21 protein-coding genes and 1 pseudogene are annotated in these 24,040 nt (G+C 36.5%); 3 read left to right on the top strand and 19 right to left on the bottom strand.

Features of this window, described 5'->3' with window-relative positions; genetic code table 11:
* On the bottom strand, positions 1 to 915 hold the full coding sequence (locus tag BOQ62_RS10320) for a DnaJ C-terminal domain-containing protein (protein WP_129039229.1): 915 nt from the start codon (positions 913 to 915) through the stop codon (positions 1 to 3).
* A gap of 93 nt (positions 916 to 1,008) precedes the next feature.
* Here BOQ62_RS10320 and BOQ62_RS10315 point away from each other — a divergent pair, with 93 nt between their 5' ends.
* The gene (locus BOQ62_RS10315) at positions 1,009 to 2,208 is read left to right on the top strand and encodes a dicarboxylate/amino acid:cation symporter (RefSeq protein WP_129039227.1); all 1,200 of its coding nucleotides are present in this window, start codon (positions 1,009 to 1,011) and stop codon (positions 2,206 to 2,208) included.
* A 28-nt stretch (positions 2,209 to 2,236) separates the two neighbouring features.
* Positions 2,237 to 2,749 carry a hypothetical protein gene (locus BOQ62_RS10310; protein WP_129039225.1) on the top strand — a complete coding sequence of 171 codons (513 nt, stop codon included), beginning with the start codon at positions 2,237 to 2,239 and terminating at the stop codon, positions 2,747 to 2,749.
* A gap of 9 nt (positions 2,750 to 2,758) precedes the next feature.
* Here BOQ62_RS10310 and BOQ62_RS10305 read toward each other — a convergent pair whose 3' ends face one another.
* The 3 genes from BOQ62_RS10305 to BOQ62_RS10295 form a co-directional block, all read right to left on the bottom strand.
* Positions 2,759 to 3,142, bottom strand: a complete 384-nt coding sequence (locus BOQ62_RS10305) for a DUF779 domain-containing protein (RefSeq protein WP_129039223.1) — start codon at positions 3,140 to 3,142, stop codon at positions 2,759 to 2,761.
* Positions 3,143 to 3,232: 90 nt separating this feature from the next.
* Entirely contained in the window at positions 3,233 to 4,267 is a 1,035-nt protein-coding gene (gene adhP / locus BOQ62_RS10300; protein WP_129039221.1) for an alcohol dehydrogenase AdhP, read from the bottom strand.
* 206 nt (positions 4,268 to 4,473) lie between these two features.
* Entirely contained in the window at positions 4,474 to 6,003 is a 1,530-nt protein-coding gene (locus BOQ62_RS10295) for an aldehyde dehydrogenase family protein (protein ID WP_129039219.1), read from the bottom strand.
* A gap of 182 nt (positions 6,004 to 6,185) precedes the next feature.
* On the opposite strand from BOQ62_RS10295, the gene BOQ62_RS10290 reads away from it, so the two are divergent.
* Complete coding sequence (locus BOQ62_RS10290) at positions 6,186 to 7,109, top strand: helix-turn-helix domain-containing protein (RefSeq protein WP_129039218.1); 924 nt, start codon at positions 6,186 to 6,188, stop codon at positions 7,107 to 7,109.
* Positions 7,110 to 7,170: 61 nt separating this feature from the next.
* Here the strand turns inward: BOQ62_RS10290 and BOQ62_RS10285 are convergent, their stop codons facing one another.
* From BOQ62_RS10285 to BOQ62_RS10220, 15 genes and pseudogenes are all read right to left on the bottom strand, one after another.
* Positions 7,171 to 8,850: a RagB/SusD family nutrient uptake outer membrane protein gene (locus BOQ62_RS10285; protein WP_129039216.1), complete on the bottom strand. Its 1,680-nt coding sequence runs from the start codon at positions 8,848 to 8,850 to the stop codon at positions 7,171 to 7,173.
* 12 nt (positions 8,851 to 8,862) lie between these two features.
* Positions 8,863 to 11,715 carry a SusC/RagA family TonB-linked outer membrane protein gene (locus BOQ62_RS10280; protein WP_129039214.1) on the bottom strand — a complete coding sequence of 951 codons (2,853 nt, stop codon included), beginning with the start codon at positions 11,713 to 11,715 and terminating at the stop codon, positions 8,863 to 8,865.
* A gap of 624 nt (positions 11,716 to 12,339) precedes the next feature.
* Positions 12,340 to 13,665 carry a hydroxymethylglutaryl-CoA synthase family protein gene (locus BOQ62_RS10275; RefSeq protein ID WP_129039212.1) on the bottom strand — a complete coding sequence of 442 codons (1,326 nt, stop codon included), beginning with the start codon at positions 13,663 to 13,665 and terminating at the stop codon, positions 12,340 to 12,342.
* Between the two features lie 145 nt (positions 13,666 to 13,810).
* Positions 13,811 to 16,319 (bottom strand): annotated as a pseudogene (locus tag BOQ62_RS10270) (M1 family metallopeptidase).
* A gap of 26 nt (positions 16,320 to 16,345) precedes the next feature.
* Positions 16,346 to 16,564, bottom strand: a complete 219-nt coding sequence (locus BOQ62_RS10265; RefSeq protein ID WP_062674294.1) for a hypothetical protein — start codon at positions 16,562 to 16,564, stop codon at positions 16,346 to 16,348.
* A gap of 157 nt (positions 16,565 to 16,721) precedes the next feature.
* Positions 16,722 to 17,099 (bottom strand): hypothetical protein, encoded by a 378-nt coding sequence (locus BOQ62_RS22465; RefSeq protein WP_164976723.1) that lies wholly within the window; start codon positions 17,097 to 17,099, stop codon positions 16,722 to 16,724.
* 257 nt (positions 17,100 to 17,356) lie between these two features.
* Positions 17,357 to 17,905, bottom strand: a complete 549-nt coding sequence (locus BOQ62_RS10255; RefSeq protein ID WP_129039208.1) for a hypothetical protein — start codon at positions 17,903 to 17,905, stop codon at positions 17,357 to 17,359.
* Positions 17,838 to 18,158 carry a hypothetical protein gene (locus BOQ62_RS10250; RefSeq protein WP_129039206.1) on the bottom strand — a complete coding sequence of 107 codons (321 nt, stop codon included), beginning with the start codon at positions 18,156 to 18,158 and terminating at the stop codon, positions 17,838 to 17,840. The genes BOQ62_RS10255 and BOQ62_RS10250 overlap by 68 nt, the downstream gene beginning before the upstream one ends.
* A gap of 101 nt (positions 18,159 to 18,259) precedes the next feature.
* Positions 18,260 to 19,054 carry a thymidylate synthase gene (locus tag BOQ62_RS10245; RefSeq protein WP_129039204.1) on the bottom strand — a complete coding sequence of 265 codons (795 nt, stop codon included), beginning with the start codon at positions 19,052 to 19,054 and terminating at the stop codon, positions 18,260 to 18,262.
* A 135-nt stretch (positions 19,055 to 19,189) separates the two neighbouring features.
* Positions 19,190 to 19,630 (bottom strand): hypothetical protein, encoded by a 441-nt coding sequence (locus BOQ62_RS10240; RefSeq protein ID WP_129039202.1) that lies wholly within the window; start codon positions 19,628 to 19,630, stop codon positions 19,190 to 19,192.
* A gap of 122 nt (positions 19,631 to 19,752) precedes the next feature.
* Entirely contained in the window at positions 19,753 to 20,271 is a 519-nt protein-coding gene (locus BOQ62_RS23145; RefSeq protein WP_228413928.1) for an alpha-glucosidase C-terminal domain-containing protein, read from the bottom strand.
* Between the two features lie 41 nt (positions 20,272 to 20,312).
* On the bottom strand, positions 20,313 to 21,101 hold the full coding sequence (locus BOQ62_RS23140; protein WP_228413926.1) for an alpha-amylase family glycosyl hydrolase: 789 nt from the start codon (positions 21,099 to 21,101) through the stop codon (positions 20,313 to 20,315).
* 151 nt (positions 21,102 to 21,252) lie between these two features.
* Positions 21,253 to 21,852, bottom strand: coding sequence for an IS1096 element passenger TnpR family protein (locus tag BOQ62_RS10230; RefSeq protein ID WP_129039200.1), 600 nt, complete (start codon positions 21,850 to 21,852; stop codon positions 21,253 to 21,255).
* Positions 21,853 to 21,985: 133 nt separating this feature from the next.
* Positions 21,986 to 23,017, bottom strand: coding sequence for a sensor histidine kinase (locus BOQ62_RS10225; protein WP_121488615.1), 1,032 nt, complete (start codon positions 23,015 to 23,017; stop codon positions 21,986 to 21,988).
* Positions 23,018 to 23,065: 48 nt separating this feature from the next.
* Entirely contained in the window at positions 23,066 to 23,740 is a 675-nt protein-coding gene (locus tag BOQ62_RS10220; RefSeq protein ID WP_002977493.1) for a response regulator, read from the bottom strand.
* Between the last annotated feature and the right edge of the window lie 300 nt (positions 23,741 to 24,040).

Genomic DNA, 24,040 nt, shown 5'->3' with positions numbered 1-24,040 from the left:
TTAGGAATTTTTTAGTTGTTCAAAAAGTTCTTTCTGCTTTTCAGTAAGGTTGGTTGGCAGTTTCACTTCATAGGTTACAAAAAGATCACCGTGTTCTCCTTCTTTTTTATAGACAGGAAAACCCTTTCCTTTGAGTCTTACCGTCATTCCGGTTTGGGTTTCCGGTTTTACTTTAAGGTTTACACTTCCATTTAAAGTATGTACTTTTACTTCTCCCCCTAAAACAGCAGTATACAGATCAAGCACTACTTTGGTTTTAAGATCATCTCCGATTCTTTCAAAATCCGGATCAGCCGGAATATTGAAGGTAATATACAAATCTCCGCTTGGACCTCCGTTTGCTCCGGGATTTCCATGACCTTTTAACTTGATCTGCTGTCCGTCATATACTCCTGCCGGAATGGTGATTCGTACTTTTTTACCGTTAATTTCAAAGGTTTGAGGGTGAGTTGTTGCAGCGTCCCTTAAATTCAGATTTAATTCAGCCTTTATATCCTGACCTTTGAATTTACCGGAAGCTCTTCCTCTCGAACTTTTACCGAATCCACCCCCTGCTCCACCGAACATATTCTGGAAGAAGTCTGAAAAATCTTCTCCTTCACCGAAATCGGCTCCGGAATATCCTCCGTTGTAATTCTGCTGTTGATACTGTCTTTGTTGTTGCTGTTGGGCTTTTTCGTATTCTTCGCCGTGTTTCCAGTTTTCTCCGTATTCGTCATATTTTGACCTGTTTTCCGGATTACTGAGCACTTCATTGGCTTCATTCAGCTCTTTGAATTTCTTTTCTGCTTCTTTGTCTCCGGGATTGAGATCGGGATGATGTTTTCTTGCCTGTTTTCGGTAGGCTTTTTTAATATCATCCTGTGTTGCGCTTTTATCTACGCCTAAAATCTTATAGTAATCTATATAAGCCATAGAAATGAGGTTTACCCAAATTTATGAATTTTAGGTCTGAAAATTGTATAACAAAATGTTAAAAATAAACCTATCTTTGATAAAAAGCACCACATGAAAGAGGTACTGAAAAACTACTCCGGAATCATATTTTTACTTTTGGGAATCACTATTGGAAGCATCATTGGAATTGTTGCCCCAGGTATTGTGGAATACATTAAGCCTTTGGGTGATATTTTTCTGAATCTTCTTTTTGTGAGTGTAGTTCCTTTGGTATTTTTTGCCGTTTCCAATTCTATTGCTTCCCTGGAGCAGCAGTCTAAATTTGGTAAAATCATTCTTGTGATGGCACTTACCTTTTTGTTCTTTATTCTTACGGCAGCAGTCTTTACAATCTGTGCAGTATATCTTTTCCCGGTTTCCGGGGTCTCTGGAAGTTCTGAGATCATTTCCGAAGCAGCTAATGAGGACAGCTGGGGCAACAGAATTGTAAGTTTCTTTACCGTAGGAGAATTTGCTGAGCTTTTTTCAAGAAGAAATATGCTGGCACTTTTGGTATTCGCTTTTCTGACAGGGTTTGCAGCCAGAAAAACGGGTGAACAGGGACAGCCTTTCAGGGTTTTTATTGCTTCAGGATATGAAGTGATGAAAGAACTTCTTTTGCTGGTTATGAAACTAGCACCGATTGGTTTGGGAGCGTACTTTGCGTATCAGGTAGCGACTTTAGGGCCACAGCTTTTTGGATTTTATGCTAAACCTTTGGGGCTTTATTATATTGCAGGAGTTATCTATTTTCTTATATTCTTTTCTATTTATGCTTTTATGGCGAATGGACAGAAAGGAGTTAAAAGCTTCTGGACGAATGCTATCTATCCTACTTTAACAGCAATAAGTACTTGCAGCAGTTTTGCAACGATGCCCGCCAATTTACAGGCAGCTTCAAAAATCGGAATTCCGAATTCTATTGCCAATCTGGTGATTCCTATTGGTACAACACTGCATAAAAATGGATCTTCCATGTCTTCTATTATTAAGATCTATGTAGCATTCTTAATCATTGGAAAAGATTTTTTTGATCCTGCCAACCTGCTTTTAGCTTTGGGAATTACCGTCTTTGTGAGTATTGTGGCTGGTGGTATTCCTAATGGTGGTTATATTGGTGAAATGCTGATGATCTCTGTTTATAAACTCCCTCAGGAAGCAATTCCTGCGGTGATGATCATTGGAACTTTGGTAGATCCTTTGGCTACCGTTCTGAATGCTGTGGGAGATGTAGTCGCCGCCATGTTTGTCAACCGATTTGTGAAGGTCTGACCATATTTAACTATTTTTCTTTTAACCCATGAACTCATTTTTGAAAAGCATTGGCTTATATAACAGTCTCAGTATTGATCTCCATATCAGCAGTGTAGAACTTGTACAGAGATTAATGAAAGTTACCTATAAAACCAATACAACTTTCATATCCTTGGAAAGAGATTCTGCAATTCCTACGCGGTTTGAATATCGGGGAATGATTGAGGAAAACAGCTTTACAATCAAAAGGAGGGCAAGATTATTTGATATGAATAGAAACAGTCCTGTATTTCAAGGAACGATCTCTGACAGAAATGGAAAATCATCTGTGGATATAGAGTTTTTCCCATCATGGTTCCAGATCATTAACTGGATTCTCGTTTTGTGTTTTTGTTTAATTATGATCTTGGTCAATATAAGAGATGATCAACAGAACTTTATTGTTGCAGTAGTCGCTTTAATAATTGCTGTCACTCAATATTTTATCTTAAAAAGAGGAATTTCGAGAGGGAAATATGAGTTTGAAAGAGAGCTTATTTATATTGCTCAAAAGCCTTAGTATGAAGTCCTATTCACTACGCTTCACAGGTTCCAAATTCTCATACTCTTCAGGAGTGAAAAGTCTGTAATGAACTTTAAACGTTTTTCCCAAAGGAGTTTCCAGTGAGAAACCACCAGGACCAAAACCGTCTGTAACATCGAGGGTAAAATGAGAATATTTCCAGTATTCAAAAAGATCGCGGTCTATCCAGAACTCATATCCGTTAATGGTACCAATCATGGCATCATTCATTCTGGGAAAGAATCCTCCTTTTTCAAAACATTGCGGCTGGGTTCCTTCACAGCATCCTCCTGCCTGATAAAACATCAAAGGGCCGTATTGTTCTTCCAGCTTTTGGATTACTTCAAGTGCCTGCTCCGTTGCGGAAAGTCTTGATATTTTTGTTTCCATTGTTTATCATTTTAGCTTAAAACAAACTTTATGTTGATAAAAAATCCCGGTAAAATAAATTCTAACCGGGATCCCACAACACATCATCAATTAATTTGAACCGGCAATATCTAAAACGATTCTGCCATCAATTTGACCTTTTTTCATTTTATCAAAAACATCATTGATGTCTTCTAATTTTGCGGAAGTGACTGTAGCTTTTACCAATCCTTCATTGGCAAAATCCAACGCTTCCTGCATATCTTTTCTTGTTCCTACAATGGAACCTCTCACGGTGATTCTTTTCAATACGGTTTCAAAAATAGGAAGTTCAAAAGATCCGGGAGGAAGCCCATTCAGAGCGATAGTTCCCTTTCTTCTCAACACATCTATTCCCTGTTTGAAAGCAATAGGTGAAACGGCAGTAATCAATGCGCCGTGCATTCCGCCCACTTCTTTATGTAAATATTCTCCAGGATCTGTGTTCTTTGCATTCACTACAAGGTCTGCTCCTAATTTTTTCGCCAGTTCAAGCTTATCATCTGCTACATCAATGGCTGCTACATGCATACCCATTGCTTTAGCATATTGAACAGCTACATGTCCCAATCCTCCGATTCCAGAAATGGCTACCCATTCTCCAGGTTTAGTTTCTGTTTCTTTCAATCCTTTGTAAACGGTTACTCCGGCACATAAAATAGGGGCAATTTCAAGAAAGTTAACATCAGATTTCAAATGTCCTACATATCTTGAATCTGCAATAACATATTCTGCAAATCCTCCATCTACACTGTAACCTCCATTTTTCTGGGCTTCACAAAGGGTTTCCCATCCTGTAATACAATAATCGCAGCATCCACAAGCACTGTACAGCCACGGAACTCCTACGGCGTCTCCTTCTTTTACAAAAGCTTCGGGTCCACAGGCTACTACGATACCTACTCCTTCATGTCCGGGGATAAGAGGCATCTTGGGTTTTGCAGGCCAGTCGCCATCTACCGCATGCAAGTCTGTATGACAAACTCCGCAGGCGATTACTTTAACAAGGACTTCATATCTTCCGGGTTCTCTTACAGGTACTTCTTCTATTTTCAAAGGTTGGCCGTAGCCCTGAACTACTGCCGCTTTCATTGTTTTTGGAATCATATTTTATTTTTTGGATTGAGTTATTTTGGGTACTAGTTTTTATCTCCAGGTTTGAACAGAGAATTCCTCTGCGTGAGGGATAGTAATGGCGGCGAGGAACGAGCCGGTGCGGAATGCAATGGAGCACCGAAACGAAGTGCAGCCCTGGATAGCCCGACCGTACTGCCCTGGAAAAGCCAAGGCAATCGGGCACGTCCTAAATAATATTAAAAGAAACCTAACTTATTCTTATTGTAAGAAATCAGCATGTTTTTGGTTTGACGGTAATGATCAAGCATCATTTTATGATTTTCTCTTCCGATTCCTGACTGTTTGTAGCCTCCGAAAGGTGCTCCAGCCGGATAAGAGTGATATTGGTTTACCCATACTCTTCCTGCTTCAATCTGGCGTGGAATATTATACAGCTGATGAGCATCTCTTGTCCACACTCCTGCCCCAAGTCCGTAAATGGTATCATTGGCAATTTTTATGGCATCCTCTTCATCTTTGAAAGTGGTAAATGCCAGCACGGGACCGAAAATTTCTTCCTGGAAAATTCTCATTCTGTTGTTTCCTTTGAAGATGGTAGGCTGGATGTAGTACCCTTCTTCAAGATCTTCTCCCAAATGGTTTACTTCTCCTCCTACAAGCACTTCTGCCCCTTCTTCTTTCCCAAGCTGAATGTAAGAAAGGATTTTATCTTTTTGAATCTTTGAAGCTTGTGCTCCCATCATCACAGTTTTGTCCAAGGGATTTCCAACTTTGATGGCTTTTACTCTTTTGACTACTCTTTCGATAAAGGCATCTGCAATGTCTTCCTGAACAAGAAGTCTTGAAGGACATGTACAAATCTCTCCCTGATTCAGGGCAAAAAGAACGGCTCCTTCTATGGCTTTATCTAAAAATTCGTCATCTGCATCCATCACTGAATTGAAGAACACATTAGGAGACTTTCCTCCCAGCTCCAATGTCACCGGAATAATGTTTTCTGTAGCATACTGCATTACGAGACGTCCTGTAGCGGTAGAACCGGTAAAGGCTGCTTTGGCTACTTTCGGATTGGTCACCAAAGCTCTTCCAAGTTCTGCTCCGAATCCGTTGACAATATTAATAACTCCTGCCGGTAAAAGGTCACCGATCAATTCCATTAAAACCATAATGGAAACAGGAGTACTTTCTGCCGGTTTTAACACGACACAATTTCCTGCAGCTAATGCCGGAGCCAGTTTCCAGACAGCCATTAATATCGGGAAGTTCCAAGGAATGATCTGTGCGATAACACCAAGAGGTTCGTGAACAATCAGAGATACGGTATCTTTGTCCAGTTCGTTGTGTGATCCTTCATCAGCACGGATTACGGAAGCAAAGTATCTGAAATGATCGATGGCTAAAGGTAAGTCTGCTGCCAGTGTTTCTCTTACCGCCTTTCCGTTATCTATTGTTTCTACGATGGCAAGATATTCTAAATTCTGTTCTATTCTGTCTGCAATTTTATTCAGAATGATGCTTCTTTCTGTAGAAGAAGTGTTTTTCCATGTCTGAAAAGCTTTTTCTGCCGCATCTACAGCAAGTTCCAAATCTTCTTTGGAAGAATGTGCTACTTGGGTAAAGTTTTTCCCATCAACCGGAGAAACTACGTCAAAATATTGTCCTTTAACGGGTGGAGTGAATTTTCCATCAATATAGTTGTCATATTTGCTTTTGAACTCCGGACGCTGTAAAAGCGTTGTTGATCTTGGTTCTGTAATAGTGCTCATATTAGTCTTGTTTTAATTTTTCGATATTGCCAAATTACACTGAGAAGCCAAAAAGAGTATAGCACAATCCTATAAAAAAAGTGTAAAATAGTGCAGAGGGTTCAATTTTAGTATTTTATTAACAGCAACGTAGTCTCAAATTTTCTATATTTGAGTTACTTCCGATTCAAAAAATTTTAGAAATGAATAACAATAGTAAGATATTATTAAATACTCCTGAATTACGTAAGGAAAACCAACTATTGAGTCTTGTTGAAAATCAGACGAAATTCAATCTAAACAATTGTGAATTTAGCATTTATGAGACCCATAAGGCTGCTTTTGATGTAAAACTTCATTTTGAAAATATTGCATTTACAGCCATGCTGAGAGGAAAAAAACACATGAAACTGGATAAGAAGACCAATTACTTTGATTATTATCCGGGAGAAAGTATCCTTGTTGCGCCGGGAGAAACGATGGTGATTGATTTTCCTGAAGCGGATGAAACGCCTACACAATGTATTTCTTTAAGCCTTAATCCGGATTTTATTGAGGATTCTCTTAATTACCTCAACTATAATCTTCCTAAGGTAGATGAAACGTCTCAATGGAATATTCAGCTGGATGAGTATTTTCTGTTCAATAATAAAGCGCTTGCTTCTGCTACCAACAATATTATGAGAATTGCCATGGATGATAATTCTCAAAAGGACATCATGGCAGATTTTGCATTGAAGGAGCTTCTGATCAGATTAATGCAGACCCAGGCCAGAAGTATGGTGGAAAAGAATATTGTTAAAAATAAATCCAGGATAGGTTTTGTAGTGGATTATATTAAAAGAAATCTGCATCAGAAATTGTCTATTGACAGTATTGCAAAGCTTGCATATGTAAGCAAATCAAATTTCTTTAAAATGTTCAAAGACGAACTGGGAACTTCCCCGAATGATTTTATTCTGCAGGAAAGAATTAACAGAGCAAAAGAATTGCTTTCCAGCCAGATCAGCATCAAGGAAACAGCTTTTCAGACAGGGTTTTCAGATACGAACTATTTCACAAGGGTATTCAAACAATTGGAAGGCGTGACTCCTAAAAGTTATCAGGACAGAACATTTATTCGATAAAAAATTACAAAAAAGAGCCCCATTTCTGGGACTCTTCTTAAAAATATATTAAAATTAAATCTTAATACTTGTCATTCTGCTTAACGTTCGGGTTAGCAGAGATCTCTCTGATTGGAATAGGTAATGTATATCTGTAATCACCATTTGGAAGATTTTTCACTGCGATGATATCATCTGTATCATTTCTGTCCATACTCACATTAGCTGATACCGCAAGTCTCTTAAGGTCTAGGAAACGGTGTCCTTCAAGCGCTAATTCAACTCTACGTTCTTTCAGGATATCAGCATAAGCTACCTGTGTATTTGAATAAGCAGGCGTTGTAGCTACACCCTGGAAGTTTCTTGCTACTCTTATCTGCTGAATTTTATCCTGAGCCGCTGCAAGATTTCCTGCTGCTACCTCAGCTTCTGCTATAATGAAGTACATTTCTGACAATCTGAAAACTTTTACATCATTTCTTGTAGCTGTACTTATTTTACCAGGATATTTATCAATCACTAATCCGTCCGTTCTGGTATTTCCTGCTGTTGCAGTAGCATAGTTTGGATTCGGTTTTGAAGAAGGGTCTACATAAGCATATTTTCTGATATCTCCAGGAGTATTTTTAAATATGTTGTATAGGTTTCTTCCCCAGAACCACATTGGTGCTCCACTAATGTTAGACTGGTTTGTATTCCATTTCCCTCCAATAGCTGCACCAGCTCCTAAAGGTAGTCTGTTCAGAGAGAAAATAGCTTCACCGTTTTCAGTATCAGCCCACATTCTTCTGTATGGGTTGAAAGATCCTCCTGCAATACCATTTCCATTGCTCTCATCAATTCCTCCGTAGAATGCGATATTCCATTTACTTGTAGGGGTGTCAGTGAAAGGTCCGGATTGGAAAACAGAACCATCAGCTTCTGTAACAGGAACTGCGGCATTGGTACCGGTGATTGGCGTTGCCACTGTAAGAGACAGACCAGATCCACTGATTACCAATTCTGCATTTTGTTTAGCTAATGCCATTTCGCCTCTGTAAAGGTTGAAACGAGCTGCAACAGCGTTTACAAAATTCTTATCCACTTTATATCTTCTTGGAGTGGTAGAGTTTCCTAAGATTCCTCTTGCATATTCTAAATCAGCATTAATGAAATCATAAACATCCTGATTTTTAACTCTTGGCAATTTCGCTTCTGTAGAAGGAACATCGGTAAGAAGAATAACTCCCAAAGCATTAGGATCTTTCATATCAGCAGAGAAATAAGCCTCTAACTGTACATAGCAATATGCTCTGATAGCTCTTGCCTGTGCAAGAATAGCATTGTATGTATTTTTCTCCTCAACAGTAGTAGGTGTAACGTTCTTTGCTCCTTCAAGAAGTCTGTTTACCCTGTTGATTACTCTATAATTGTTTAACCAGATTCCATCACTGGCAACTGTACCTACAGTACCTCCGGTAATAATAGGACTAGACGGATCAAGGAAATGTCTGTGAAGTGTATATTCCTGTCCTCCACTACCAGATCCTGGCTTTACTTCGTCTGTAAATACCGCTGTGAAGTAGATCTCGTCAATTGGATCTAACTGAGCGTATACAGATCCGTTTAAAACTTCATTAAGGTTAGCAACACTTGTATACAGGTCTTCTCCTTCTAATTGTCCTGCTTGCTTTATATCAAGTGCATCCTGGCAGCTATTCAGCATAAATCCTGCAGATGATAGGGTTGCTACAACTAATATTGTGTTTATAATTCTTTTCATAATTCTTCTCTATTAAAAATCAACATTTAAACCTACAGATACGGTTTTTGGGTTAGGATAAACATTTAGTGAATACGAAGTAATTGGCTCAGGATCAAATCCTTTCCAATCTGTCCAGGTATAAAGGTTTTCTGCCTGAACAAATACTTTGATTCCTTTTACCGGCAGTTTACCTAACTGGCTTTTGCTGAAGTTATATCCTACAGAAATATTCTTAAGTCTGATAAAGTCTGATTTGTGTAAGAATCTGTCTGAAGAACCTAAGCTAAGATTGCTCGCTTTTAATGCAGGCACATCAGTATCTCTGTTATCAGGAGTCCATGCATTCAATAAATCCGCTGAAAGGTTTCTTGTTGCGGCTGCATTTGGATCCATAATCCATGATTGTAAGTTATCATAGATCCATCCTCCTTGTTGGAAAGAGAATAATGTATCAAGGAACCATCCTTTATGTTGCACATTGAATCCGAAACCTCCTGTAAACTTAGCATATCTGGATTTTCCAGTCAATACTCTGTCTGCAGATGTTGGTGCTTCAGTAATGTTTCCGTTTTTGTCAAGGAACTGTAAGTTTCCGTTGTCACGGTTTACCCCAACGTATGAATATAGCTGATACTGACCAGCAGGTCCACCGATAGCATTTACCACATCTCCTGCAAGGTTTTCACTGTTCATAGAAACAATCTTGTTCGAGTTGTATGCACCGTTCACAAAAACAGATACTTTTGTATTTTCGTTTCTGATCACGTTGTACTTGATCATCCCTTCAATACCTTTGTTGTCAAGAACACCGTCGTTACCTCTGATTGAGTAATATCCTGTAGCAGATGATTTTTGAATGTCATTGAACATTCTTGATGTTCTTTTCTGATAGTAATCAACACTACCTTCAACCAATCCTTTATAGTTAAAGTCTAATCCAATGTTACTTTGTTTTACCTGCTCCCACTCTAGAGAAGGGTTTGATAAGTTTACAAAGTTATATCCCAATAAATTCTGGTAACCTGAGACACCATTATAAAGATTAAGGAAGTTATTTGGAAGAAGTGCTAATGGGTTTTGGTTATCACTGGCAATTCCTAAGTTCTGGTTACCTGTAGTACCGATTGAAGCTCTTAGCTTAAGCAATCTGAATCCGGAATTAGCCATAAATTCTTCTTTGTCGATATTCCATCTTGCTGCAACTGACCAAAACGTCTCCCATCTGTTGGTAGGAAGGAAACGGTAAGAACCATCTCTTCTTACAACTCCACTTACTCCATATTTATCTTTGTAATCATAATCTACAGTTCCAAAGTAAGCTAAGGTACCAGCTGTTACTTTTGTAGCACTGTTAGAAGGTCTGTAAATGTTTGGTGTATCCGGGTTAAATGGAATATAACCAGTTCCTGCACCAAATTCCCACTGTAATGGGTTCAGACCATTTTGTCTTTGAGTATTTGTAGTTACATGAGCTTTAATATAGTCCATGTATGCACCAGCACTAATGGTATGATCTCCAAAAGATTTATTGAATGTAATATTCGTAATACTGTTGAACGTAAGATCTTTTATTGTAGAAAAATCTTCAAATCCTCCATATGTAGATCCGTCTCCTTTTGCTACACTGATAGCCAGATATCCAAGTGGTGATCTTGCGAAAGTTCTGTCGTATTGCTTATACTCTATACCTGTTCTGTTTCCAACGCTTAAATAATCTGTAATTTTGTAGTTTACATTAGCATTGGCAGAGATACTTAATTCAGTAAATCTGTTTCTGATTCCCCCATTGATGTTATCCTGAAGAATCCAGTGTCTGTTATTGGTAGCATCTCCTTTGATAGCATTATAGAGCTCAAGCCCGTTAGCATATGGAGAAGGTGTTGCATATGGTAATGAAAGCACACTTCCGAATAAAGGGTTCTGAAGTGTATTGTTAGAAATACCTGTGTTTGTTTCATCATCCAGCTGGTTTCTTCTGGAATATCCTAACCCCATAATAGCCCCGAAAGTTAATTTTCCGTTTTTAGACTTACCATTAAGGTTATTTCTCATTGTAAATCTCTTGAAGTCTGTAGATTTTACAGTACCTTCACTATCAAGATATCCTAGAGATAAAAAGTTATTGATGTTTTCCCCACCTCCTGTAATGGAAAGGTTGTGTTGCTGAGAAATACCTATACGGGTAAATTGCTTACTCCAGTCTGTATTAGTACCCCAGTTATTGATCTGATCCTGTGTTAAGGTATTACCTTTACCAGTTGCTAAATTCTTTTGAATTTGTAAAAGTTGTCTACCGTCTGACATGTTATAGTCAGAAGTAGGTAGTTTGCTGAACGAAGTTAATGCATCGTAAGATACCTTCATTCCAGAGTTGAATTTTCCACCTTTAGTTGTAATTACTACAACTCCGTTCGCCGCTCTGTTACCATAGATAGCAGTTGCCTGAGCATCTTTCAGGATACTGAACGTATCAATGTCATAAGAGTTCAGGTTTCTAAACTGAGAACCGGAAGTAATTACTCCATCCACAACGTATAGAGGATCTGTAGAACCATTAAGGGAACTTGCACCTCTGATCAAAATATTGAATTTTCCAGAACCTGGAGATCCAGATGCTGAATTTACTACGATCCCGGGAGCTGTACCCTGGATAGAGCTCAGTACCGAGATATTAGGTCTGTTTTCTAAGGTTTCAGAACCAACAGTAACCGAAGATGTAGTTGTTTTCGCTTTAGTAGCAGTCTTGCTATACCCTAAAACAACAACTTCCTCAAGTTTTGTCTCCTTGTCCTTACTGTTCTTAGAGTCCTTTTCCTGAGCTAATACAGTCTGTCCTGTAAAAAACAGAACACCGACTGTCAAAACGCTTAATTTCACATTCATATTAACAGATTTTAATATATTCAAGGGACAAATATGTCGATAAATATCTATACCATCAATTCATCAAACGCTGAAAACAGGCTTCCAGAAAGGAGAGATTCACATCCATACTTAAAAAATGATGTAGAATCATTTTAATTGTATTTAAAAAATTAACGAAAAATAAGCCAATTTAAACATTAACGGAATTTTAATAAATTTTAAAATTAAAATCAAATTACATTAATTTAAAATATTTAATTAAAAAAATTAACCAAAAAATACATTTTAAATGAAATAAATAAATAACTTGAATTGTTAATTTTGATAAAAATGGAGAAAAAAACGATGAATTTCCTTAAATTTTATATAAAAAACACACTTTAAAAGCCGGATACCCTCTATTTTAAGGCAGTCTCGTTCAGATTAAAATTAAAAAACAGTTAATACACCATATTCATCATTAGGTTAATGCTAGTAAATTCACCATTCATATTCGCTGTATTTTTTTAACCATTTTATCATTTAAATTAAAAATAATTCAACTGTAGAAACAATAAAATTTTGCTTCACTTTTACATTGATAAAAAAGTAAAGCACCCCAAAATATGGGATGCTTTATATTTTACATTTAAAATAGTTTTACTATTGATACCTGTAATATCTGGCTCCAATCAAAACCGGATTTTCAGTTTCAATGGAAACAAGTCCAAAGCATTTGTATTGGTTGTTTACAGATTCCTTTAACTGTTTTCTGTGAAGCTTCTCATAGGTTTCGAAGTCGACAGCAGTTCTTTGGTTTAAACTTTCAAATAAATTCCATTTCTCTACTACTCTTTTCCAGTTTCCAGAAACTTTTCCGGCAAATACCTTTGATTTCGAGCCGCTTCCATACCCTACAAATCCTATTTCCTCTCCTGAAAGTTCTTCATTTTCGTCAAAAGATGTTTGTAATGCAGAAAGAAATGCCATAAAAACAGAAGCTGTATACATATTCCCTATCTCAGAAGAAGCTCTTTGCGTCTTTTCTATCTTATCGTTGATTAATTTCAGATAGTTTTCAGATTTTGCAACCGCCTTCTGTTCATCTGCTGTTTCATAGGAAAGATCATTTTCAAGACTATAAATTTCTGTAAACACTCTTTTTCCATGGAAAGCATATGGAAGGTGGAAGATAATATATTTCCAGTTTTCATAAGGTTTTTCCTGCCTAGTGATTTCTTTATAATGATAATAAGCTTCTTTTATTCTATCCTGATAACATTGGTTAGAATATTGTCCGTCAAAAACAGGTTCATCTGTAAAAATTTCAATTTTTTCGGGATAATTCTCCGGAGCGTCCTTCAAATCTTCTTTAAGGTATGATCTTCTAGGTTTAAAAAAATCAAAAACACTTTCTGAAGCAACGCCCCAGTTATTCTCGATTTCAAGAAGATCAGGTTTTGATGAAACCAAAAGAGCTACAGCTCCACCTCCCTGCGTATATTCTCCTGAAGAAGCCAATTCATATTTTGCATAATCACTGGCAATCACCACAGCCTTTTTATCAGGATTTACTCTTACAAAATCCAAAGCGTTATGTAATGCATCCACTGCTCCTACACAGGCAAAAGTCATATCAAGTACATCACAATTTTTGAAACATCGTGTTCCAAATTCTTCTTCCAATACCTTCTCCACCATTTGTACAGCATAAGAAGCTGTAGGTTTTGCCGCATCCACAGCACTTTCTGTTCCCAGATAGACTCTTGCTATTTCCTTAGGATTGATATCATAATCTTTTATAAGCTTCAGTAATGCTTCTGCTGCAAAAGTAGCAGCGTCTTCGTGAACATCAGAAAGTCCCATTTTATGAAGACCTAAGCCTTTTTCCAATTTTGCTGGTTCTATTCCTCTTTTTTCTGCTAAATCCTTAATCTCCAAATATAAACCAGGCACATAATAGCCCGCTGCTTCAATTCCAAAACTCATAATTGTCTAAATTTTAAACGAATTTATGAAAGATAATGCAAAAAACGATGGTTAAAAGTGCTGATTTTTGCAACATCATTAAAAATCAATGTATTTTATAATATAGGGAATAAAAAAAGCCGACAAATCTGCCGGCTCTATCTGTTTACTTGTAGTTTTCAATTGCTTTATTAATGACATCAATCTGCTTATTGATACTTGCTGCATTTTGTGGATTCTGCTTGAGCAGTTCCATTTTTTTACTCAAGCCGTCTTTCAGCATTTGAACCATCATCATTTTAGCCTGTGGATTGTCTGCCATCTGGTTTTTGGCGTATCCTGTTATTTTCGTGATACTTTCTGTTGCTTTCAGATTATCAGAAGTCATAATCCAGTTGAAACCATCTTCTGCGGCTTTTCCTAACTCCGGATTCTGGAATTTAATAAAAGGATAAAAGGCTGCCAAAGGAGCAATGTTTTCTATCTGGGATGCGATCTTATTCTTTACAATAATTGGGAGTAGTTGTGCCTGCAGTGCATCTGAAGCTCCTTTCATATCAATTTTATCTGCCAGGTTATTGGCTCTCGACGGATCAACAGAAAGAATTGCTCCCATTGAACTTCCTTTCACAGCATTAGAAACTGCACTTACCCCTTTTTCAAATAAAGGAAGGTATTTTTTGTCTTTTGTTTTTCCTAAAGCTGCAATAGCAGCAGCCTGAGTTAATGTTTTAGGATCATTGGAAGCTAACTTTTCAACTTCAGCACCTAATGCCTTCATTTGTTCAGGGTTGGTAAGATCTATTAGATTCAAAGCTTTTATTCTTACTCTGAAGAAAGGATCTTTCAATGCAGCAGCCAATAATTTTACTACAGCAGGGCTTTTTCCAGTCTGATCTTTGATTCCGTTTAAAGCCAGATATCTGCTTTTGAACTCCTTAGAGTTGGTAAACTGCATTAGGTTTTGCTCCGGAGTTTTGGTATCTGTAATTTCTGCCAATAAAACTCCGTCTGCATTGATGTTTACCAGATCCGGAGCTTTAGAAACATCAAAACTGAATGTATTTTTGGCTTCTGCATTTACCCAGACGTTGTACCTTTTAGGTTTCCCGTTGTCATATACATCTAAAGCCAGAGGAAATTCAAATGGCTTTTCCTGAGTTTGATTAATGGTTACCGTCACCTGCTTTTTCACAGGTTCAAATGTAAATGAGTAGTTTATTTTCGGATTTCCGTTTCCAAAATACCATTGATTAAAGAACCAGTTTAAGTCTTTACCGGATACTTTTTCAAACGACAGTCTTAGCTGGTGTGCTTCTGCGTTCTGATATTCGTTGGTTTTCAATAATCATTTATTCCGGCAAAGAATGCATCATCTCCCAGATAGTTTCTCAGCATGTTTAAAATTCCACCTCCTTTCTGATACGTTACCAGATCAAAAACATCTTCGCGGGATTCATAATTGAACCTCACCAGATTTTTATTAAAGTCGGATGGATTGTGAATATATTGATTCACATCGGTCATCAGGTGATAATCTGCCTGGTCTTTTCCATATTTATATTCATTCCAAAGGTATTCGGAATAGTTGGCAAAAGATTCGTTAACGGTAAGATTGCTCCAGCTTTCTGCTGTTACCAGATCTCCAAACCAATGGTGAAATAATTCGTGAGCGATGGTATCTTCCCATGTATTTTCATCAATAAGCTGTCCTGGTTTCTGAAGAATATCACTTCCGTGAAGGGTTGCAGTGGTATTTTCCATTGCTCCGCTTACGTAATCTCTTCCGGAGATCTGAGCATATTTCGCCCAGGGGTAGTCATAGTTTAGTTTTTTGGAAAAAAGTCAATCATTTCCGGAGTATTTCCGTAAATCTGCTTCGCATAAGGTTCGTATTCTTTTTCAATGTAATAATCAACCGGAATATTTTTCCATTTGTCTTTCACAATGGCATACTCTCCTACTCCCATAAAGAAAAGGTAAGTAGAATGTCTCTTATCCATCACCCAATGATCGGTTCTAAGTCCGTTGGATTCTTTTTTAGATTCTTTCAGAAGGCCGTTGGAAAGGGTAACATATTTATCAGGAACCGTCATATAGATTTCCTGTGTCGTTTTTTGGTTGGGTTTATCAATAGTAGGAAACCATGCAGATGAAGATTCTGTTTCCCCTTGTGTCCAGATTTGTGTCGGCTTATCCGATTCTGTGCCCTGAGGATTGATGAAATACAGTCCTTTCGCATCGTTAATTGCCATACTTCCCTGCTGTTTCACTTCATTTGGGCGTGATGTATATTTGATATACACGGTATAATCCTGATTTTTCTGGTAGGTTTTATCCAGGCTAATTTTCAGGATATCATTTTTGTAATCGTATTTTAAAGGAGATTTTTTACCGTTATTATCAAGAGCTACTTCATGAATCAGCATTCCTTTTGCATCAAGCGTCAGTTCATTGGAAGCATAAAAATAAGGTGAGGCAGTAAGCCATTCTTCCCCATTCATCTGTTCTTTCTGATAATCAAAATTTACTTTCAGCTTGGTATGTTTAAGTTCTGTTACTTTGGTTGGGGTAGCTCTGTATACTTTATCCCTTCCTGAAGTTTCAGTTTGTGCCGATACGTTTGCGGAAAATAAAATCCCGAGTATAGCAATTGACAAAATGGCCTTTCTCATTGGTCTGCTTTATTATTTTTTTAGAATTATTTTTTAATGATGATATCAAAAATATCATTGACTAAGGTTTCATAATCACCTGTTTTAAGCTGTTCTTTGGTTTTGGCAAAGGCTTTTTTCAATTCACTTTCAGGGTTTTCATCATCTACTATTTCTGCTGAGGCTACACCTTTTAACTGAAGTACTGCATTTTTCAGGGCTTCAATGTCTGCATTTTCTTCGATATTGATTTTTAAATACTTCATGATTTATTTTTAAACATTTGAACTTTATCATATACACCTTCCCATCTGTTCCTTTTCTAAGGCTTCAAGGAGTTGAAGTTGTTCTTTCAAATGTAAGAAACAATTACCAAAAGAAAGTGTACTGAAGAATTTATCTCCGTATAATTTGTAATCAGAACTATTTTGCACGGGTCATTCTCCCGTTTTTATAATGAAATATTATCTCACAACTCACCTTTCTATCCTTATTGTAAACATGAATTTTTTTGGGATCAATTCCGTTCATTTCACTTAGTAAAGGGGCTTCCCAGTCATTATAAAAAAGAGGTTCTCTCAATATAAGATTGGGGTTGGATTTAAGTTCATCAGACATATCATATTCCAGACAGATATTACCATTCTCAATATTATTTTCTTTGATCGCGGTATTCAGTTTGCTGAATAATTCGTTATTAAACTTAGTTGCATAGATCCATGAATCTTTTACACTGATATTGGTAATCACAAGAAAAAAAGTGATTACCGATAGAAATATACTGATTGTTTTCTGTTTCAATTTTAGTTTTATTGAAAGCCAAATGACTCCTGAAATAATAAACAGGGAATAAAAAAGCCGTATGGCTCCAAGATTCCTGTTATCAAATCCGAAAAGAGTTGGAACATAGGATGAAAAAAGGAAGATACTCAATCCTAATACTATTGATATAAAAGAAATTAAGCTCAGCTTTTTTAAGTTTGTCACTCTGCTTTTAAAGTCATAATTACAAAATACTTTATACACTATTGAAGGAATGATAAATGATAATACAATTTCTAAAACATGCATTTTTTCATATTCAACACTCCTTTATAGATCACCATAAAAATATCTTTAAAGAATAGTTTCAGATCAAAAATCACCACAAGCGCAACCCTCTTTAATTCAAAGATTTTACCAACAAACTCTCTCTCATAAGAATTTACAAATAGGCCGGGCTGGATAATCTTTCTGAAAATAACAATGAATCCTGTAGTAAGAATTGCAAACAGAATACGTTTTTTATTTTCTTTAATAAGAAAAAGATTGAGCAGTATTAAAGGAAGAAATATTTCATAACTCAATACCGAGGCAATGAAAAACAAGGAACTGGGTACAATTTTGTCCCGAACATAGGCATAATAAATGCTCAAAGCAAAGAAAATTGTTGCCAGATTGGAATTAAGCATAAGAGGAGAAAACTGAATACTTGTACCAATCACGGAGCACGAATACAATAAAGTAATCAAGCTGGCCAATTCTTTTGATACTATATTTTTAGCTACCCAATAAACAACCGCTAATGAAAGTGGAAAAAAAGGAGTCCCAAAAATAGACAGATTCATTATTTTTTGCCAGATAAAACAGAGATCCCGTCACTAATCCTGAAACTGGTCTGGCTGCCATGGTCACAGAATCCAGAAAGGAATGGATATAATTGAAATATGATCCTGAAATGGTTCTTAATTCATATACCCTTGCCAAATCATCCGTTAGTATTACTTTTTCTTTAAAAATGGACAGACCGATATAAAGATTATAAACAATGATTAAAACATTCAAAAATGTCAGATAATGATTGTTTATTTTTTCCTTCATATTATTTTTTAAAATTACAATAAGATAATATTTTTATTAATGTTAAAAATAACAGACTTATATTAATAAAAAAAAGGATATCAGGTTAATATGACAAGATCTTAAATTGCTACAGGGGCTTTAATCCCAGGATGCGGATCATAGTTTTCTAAGGTAAAGTCTTCAAAATCAAAATCGAAAATGTTTTTTACCTCTGGATTCAGCTTCATAGTAGGAAGTGATCTAGGTTCTCTTCCAAGCTGTCTGTTCACCTGCTCAAAGTGGTTATTGTAAATATGAACATCTCCAAAACTGTGAACATAATCTCCAACTTCCAGATCACAAACCTGTGCTACCATCATCAAGAGTAAAGCATAACTTGCAATATTGAATGGTACTCCAAGGAATACGTCTGCACTTCTCTGATATAACTGTAAGGATAATTTACCATCTGCTACATAAAACTGAAACAAAGCGTGACAAGGCGCCAAAGCCATATTAGGAATTTCCGCAACATTCCACGCTGATACAATGAGTCTTCGGGAATCCGGGTTCTTCTTAATCTGATCAATTACTTCTGTAATCTGATCCACTACTTTTCCGTCTGCACCACTCCAACTTCTCCATTGTGCTCCGTAAACCGGCCCAAGATCTCCATTTTCATTGGCCCATTCATCCCAGATGCTTACTCCGTTATCTTTAAGGTATTTGATATTGGTATCTCCTTTCAGAAACCAAAGCAGCTCATAAACAATAGATTTCAAATGCACTTTTTTGGTAGTTACCAAAGGAAATCCTTTTGACAGATCATATCTTAACTGATATCCGAACACACTTCTTGTTCCAGTGCCTGTTCTATCGGTTTTATCAGTTCCGTTATCTAAAATATGCTGTAAAAGGTCCAGGTAGTTTTGCATTTTGAATGAGATTTTAAGTTTCAAATTTAGTAAAAACCAACAAAAAAAGCACTCACTTTTATGAATGCTTTTTATGGGAATGATGTCTATTTTCTATTAAACAACTGGATATCTGCTATCTAACAGATATTAATTTTACCATATATTTTCAATGGTCTGATGAATGGTATTAACAGTAAATGTTTCTCCGGCTTTTTTACTATACATCACTTTTACCAAAGGAGATTCTGCAGAAACAGTCATGATTTTATGGTTCTCAAAAGTAATTTCTCCCATTGAAACAGCGACATAAAACAATCCTTTATTGGTTTTTACCAGCGCGCCATTCTGAACTTTTTCAGAAGGATCAGAAGTTATTTTCTGTAAAACAGCCTGCTGGTTCAACACTTCATTGAGCTGTCTCTGAAGATTATTTATTTCCTGCTGAAGCATTTCTCTTCCGGTTTCATACTTATCACCCATTGAGCTTTTCGTATCATTGTTGGAAGCTCTTGTTTCTGTGATGAGATTTTCAAAATACTGGATTTTTTCAGCCGCTTTTGTTTTAATGATATTGATTATTTCCTGTTTGTTCATTGGATGATCGTTGTTTTATGTGAGTGTTAAAAACCACCCCATCAAAATCATAGATTTTGAAATCCCTCCGCAGGAGGGGAATTGAGTACCTTTAAAGACCAGTCGTTAAGATTTACTACTACTTATTTTTCAAATACTGCATAATCCGAAACTTTGAAGCTGAAGTCTTTTCCATTGCTGAAATCTCTTTTCGTTTTATCAAAAATATTTTTGAATGTTCCAGACACGTGTTCGTCTTCTATTGAAAAGCTAACGGGTTCTTTCGACATATTCAGCACTACCAATACTTCATCTTTCCCATTTTTTCTTACATAAGCCAAAATTTTGTCGTTTGCCGTTGTATTCAGCAGGTATGTAGTCACATTAGGATCTCCTCCTTTTAAAGCAGGATTGGAAGATTTTAAATCTAATAATGTTTTATAGAAACCTGCCAGCTGATAAGTATTCGTCCATTTGATGACATCTTTCTCGAAAAACTCAAGTCTTTTCATATTTGGAAGCTCCTGTCCGGAGTATAATAGTGGAACTCCATTCCATGTGGCAGAAAATACGGCCATTGGTTTGGTAATCACTCCGTATTTTTCATATTCGGTTCCATTCCATGAATTTTCGTCGTGGTTTGCGGTAAACCAGGCCCTCATAGAAGTATCTCCGATATTGGAATACTGTCTCAGAAGGTCTTTTAATTCCTGAAGAGGTTCATTTTTTTGTAATAGTCAGCCGTTTTATGCATCCATTTCCAGGAATAGCTGGCATCGAAAACTTTTCCGTACTCGGGACTTTCCAATTCGTCAAATTCTCCCAGCCAGAAAAGCGGCTTCACTTTTTCTACTTCGGGACGTGCCTGCTCCCAGAAATCTACTTCTACCCATGAAGCAAGGTCGCATCGGAAACCATCAATATTGGTTTCTTTCACCCAGAATTTCATAGCATCTATCATTGCTAGACGCATTTCCTGGTTTTTATAATCCAACTCAATAATATCGTCCATCCCGGAAGCAATATGGAATTTACCGTCCGGATCTTTCAGATAAAACTCCGGATGTGTTTTTGTCCATACATGATCCCATCCTGTATGATTGGCTACCCAGTCTATGATTACTTTAAATCCTAATCTGTGTGCTTCATTCACCATATCTTTAAAATCCTGCAGCGTCCCGAATTCGGGGTTAATGGATGTATAATCTGCTGCTGCATAAGGACTGCCCATGCTTCCTTTTTTATTCTGCTGGGCAATTGGAGTAATGGGCATAAACCAGAGTGTTTTTACGCCCATAGATTTCAGGCGGGGCATTTCTTTGGCAAATGCTTTGAAGGTTCCTTCCTGAGTATATTGTCTTACGTTTACTTCATAAATATTTGTGGTGTGTTTCCAATCTTTTGGCAGTTCTGTCATCTTCTTTGTATTTTTTTGAGTGGTACAGGAAACAATTCCCAGACCAATTACAGCTAATAAAATTAATTTTTTCATCAATCTATTTTTAACAAAAGTAAGGAATGTTTTTTGGGTGGAAAGGGGAAATAACAAAATCAGGATATTTGTAAATTCTCTTTTTGTTATTTTATCATTTTGCCATAAAAAAGCCCCGGATCAAAATCCAGGGCTGATATATTTTTGTTGACTATCTTTCGTCATCATTGTCATCTTCATCATCAAAGACATCGTCATTGTAGTCTTCTTCTTCCTCATCATCGAAGCTGTCATCATCTTCATCTGAAAAATTACCTCCTGCCCCAAAATCGTCATCAAAACCAAACTCGTCATCTGCCAAAGGCATTGCTGATTTCTTTTTAGATCCTCCTGCACTTCCGTTTTTGCTAGGAGCCTTCAATGGAACATTTCCAAATCGGTATACTGTAATAGGATAATTAACTCCTTTTGTCTCTTCAATTACTTCTATAAGCTCACAGAAGAATTCCCAAAGATCAAGAAGTCCGTACTGGAACTGTGCTTTGTCGCCTACATTTGCAAAAGCTTCATCAATGTAAACATCTGACATAATCTCACCATCACCATCATCACTCATATCTTCCAATGGGACACTTTTTACGATTGTTCCGTCATCTTCTAACAGATTAAAAGTAGAAAGCTCATCTCCCTGCAGACTGAATGCACTTTTAATTCCTAAATGTAAGTTCCATAACGTTTGTTTTCCCTTAACTTCGACATCACGGAAAATATCCTCTTTCGCATCTAATATTACGCGGATTTTGTAAACCATATCAGTTTCTTAAATTACTTTTTTGCCTTTATAATTATGATAAATCTCTGTTGCAAATATATAATAAATGACATGTGACAAAAAATATTTCAGGATTTTTTAAAATATTTTTTTTTCTTACATTTTGCCGGAATTATTTACTTTTTTCAAGCATAAAACTGAACTTTGTACCTTCAAGGTAGACACTTTCTACGGTAATATTTTCGTTATGTGCTTCCAGTATGTGCTTTACGATCGCCAAACCAAGCCCGGAACCTCCTTCTCTTCGGCTTCTGCTGGTTTCTACGCGGTAAAATCTTTCGAAGATTCTTGGAAGTATTTCAGATTTGATTCCCATTCCGTTGTCTATCACTTCAATCAGCACCTTATTTTTCAGGACACTGGTTTTTACGATTACTTTTGCTTCCTGCCTGTTAGCATAATGAATCGCATTGGAAATAAGATTAATGAAAACCTGGGAAATCTTTTGTTTATCAGCTTCCACAAAGATCTGCGGATGAAGGGTCTGAATCTGTAATGTTGTATTTCGTTTTTCAGCTTCGAGATCAAGAAGATCAAAAATTTCTTTAATCAGAAGATTAACATCAAATTTTGAAACGGTAAGATTAATTTCTCCGGCTTCAAGTCTGTTGATCATATCCAGATCTTTCACAATAGCAATCAATCTTTCCACAGATATGTCTATCCTTTCCAAATATTTATCTCTGATGGTAAGATTGTCTACTCCACCATCTCTTAAAGTTTCCACATATCCCTGGATAGAAAACAGAGGAGTTTTCAGCTCATGGGAAACATTTCCGATGTATTCTTTACGGTAGCTTTCCATCTCTTTCATCATATCAATTTCTGATACCTGCTGCTGATTGAGATCTGAAAATCTTTCTCCTAATTCTTTGATGGTGATATTTTCGTCATGATTCTGTACTATTTCCTGGGGAAGAAAGCCGGAAAGCCCTTTTACCTGTTTTCTGCTGTAGTAATTGAAAAGAAGCTCCAATACCACACAGTTGATCAGAAAGATCAGGACAATACAGATGAAAAGACCCGTTTTAAACAAAGGGGTCTCATAATAGATATCTTTCAGTGAGTCGAATACGACTACCAAAAGGAACATTACCAGTGTCAGCAGACAGGAGGCAACGAGGGTAAGTCTGTAAAATTTCAATTTTACAACGTTTTAATGATTGAACGTAAAGTTAAGATTTTTAGCGAATTAAACGATCAGTTTATACCCAATCCCTTTTAATGTCTGAATCGTATTGATTCCCAGCTTTTCTCTCAGCCTTCTGATATGAACATCAATGGTTCTCTCTCCTACAATCACATCATTACCCCAAACTTTTTCCAGAATTTCTTCTCTCTTGAAAACTTTTTCAGTATTGGAAGCCAAAAGGTAAAGCAAATCAAATTCTTTTTTGGGAAGTAGAAATTGCTGTCCGCTTTTGGACACTCTGAAATTATCTTTGTCGATAACCAGGTCTCCGATTTCGATTAGTTTAGCATTGTCAGATACCTGAGAGGTAAGCTGTAATAATGCATTCACTTTAGAGATAAGGATTTTCGGTTTGATCAGTTTTACGATGTAATCATTGGCACCCGCCTGAAAACCTGCTAATTGAGAAAATTCTTCGCTTCTTGCAGAAAGGAACACAATAAGTGTTTTTTGAAGTTCTTTCACTTTACGAAGTTCCTGACAGGTTTCTATACCATCTTTCTCAGGCATCATGACATCTAATAAGATAAGGTCCGGAACAATTTCCTTTGCTTTTTCTATACCTTCGTTACCATTGGTAGCGGTATAGATATCATACCCTTCCTTTTCCAAATTGTAAGACAGAATCTCTAAAATGTCCAGTTCATCGTCTATTAAAAGAATTTTTTTGCTCATCTTCTAGTTTAAGAATTCCCACAAAATTAATTATTTCAATTGATTTCATCTATCCGTCAAATGTTAACTAATTATTAAAAAACTACATTTTGACTTAAAATTACAAAATCAATAAAAAATCAACAAATAAATACACACAAATCAAATATAAGGAATAAATTCTAAAATTAAAACAAAAATTATAATTATATAAATAAAACATCAATAACTATAAAATCTTCTCATTCGTTAATACAAATTTCACAATTAATTAAGATTATCCTAAAGTTTTCCTAAAAACTTAGCCTTTATTTTGCCCTT

This window comes from Chryseobacterium sp. CH21 (assembly GCF_004119445.1).
Lineage (GTDB): Bacteria > Bacteroidota > Bacteroidia > Flavobacteriales > Weeksellaceae > Chryseobacterium.
This window is presented reverse-complemented; position numbering and strand designations above follow the sequence as displayed.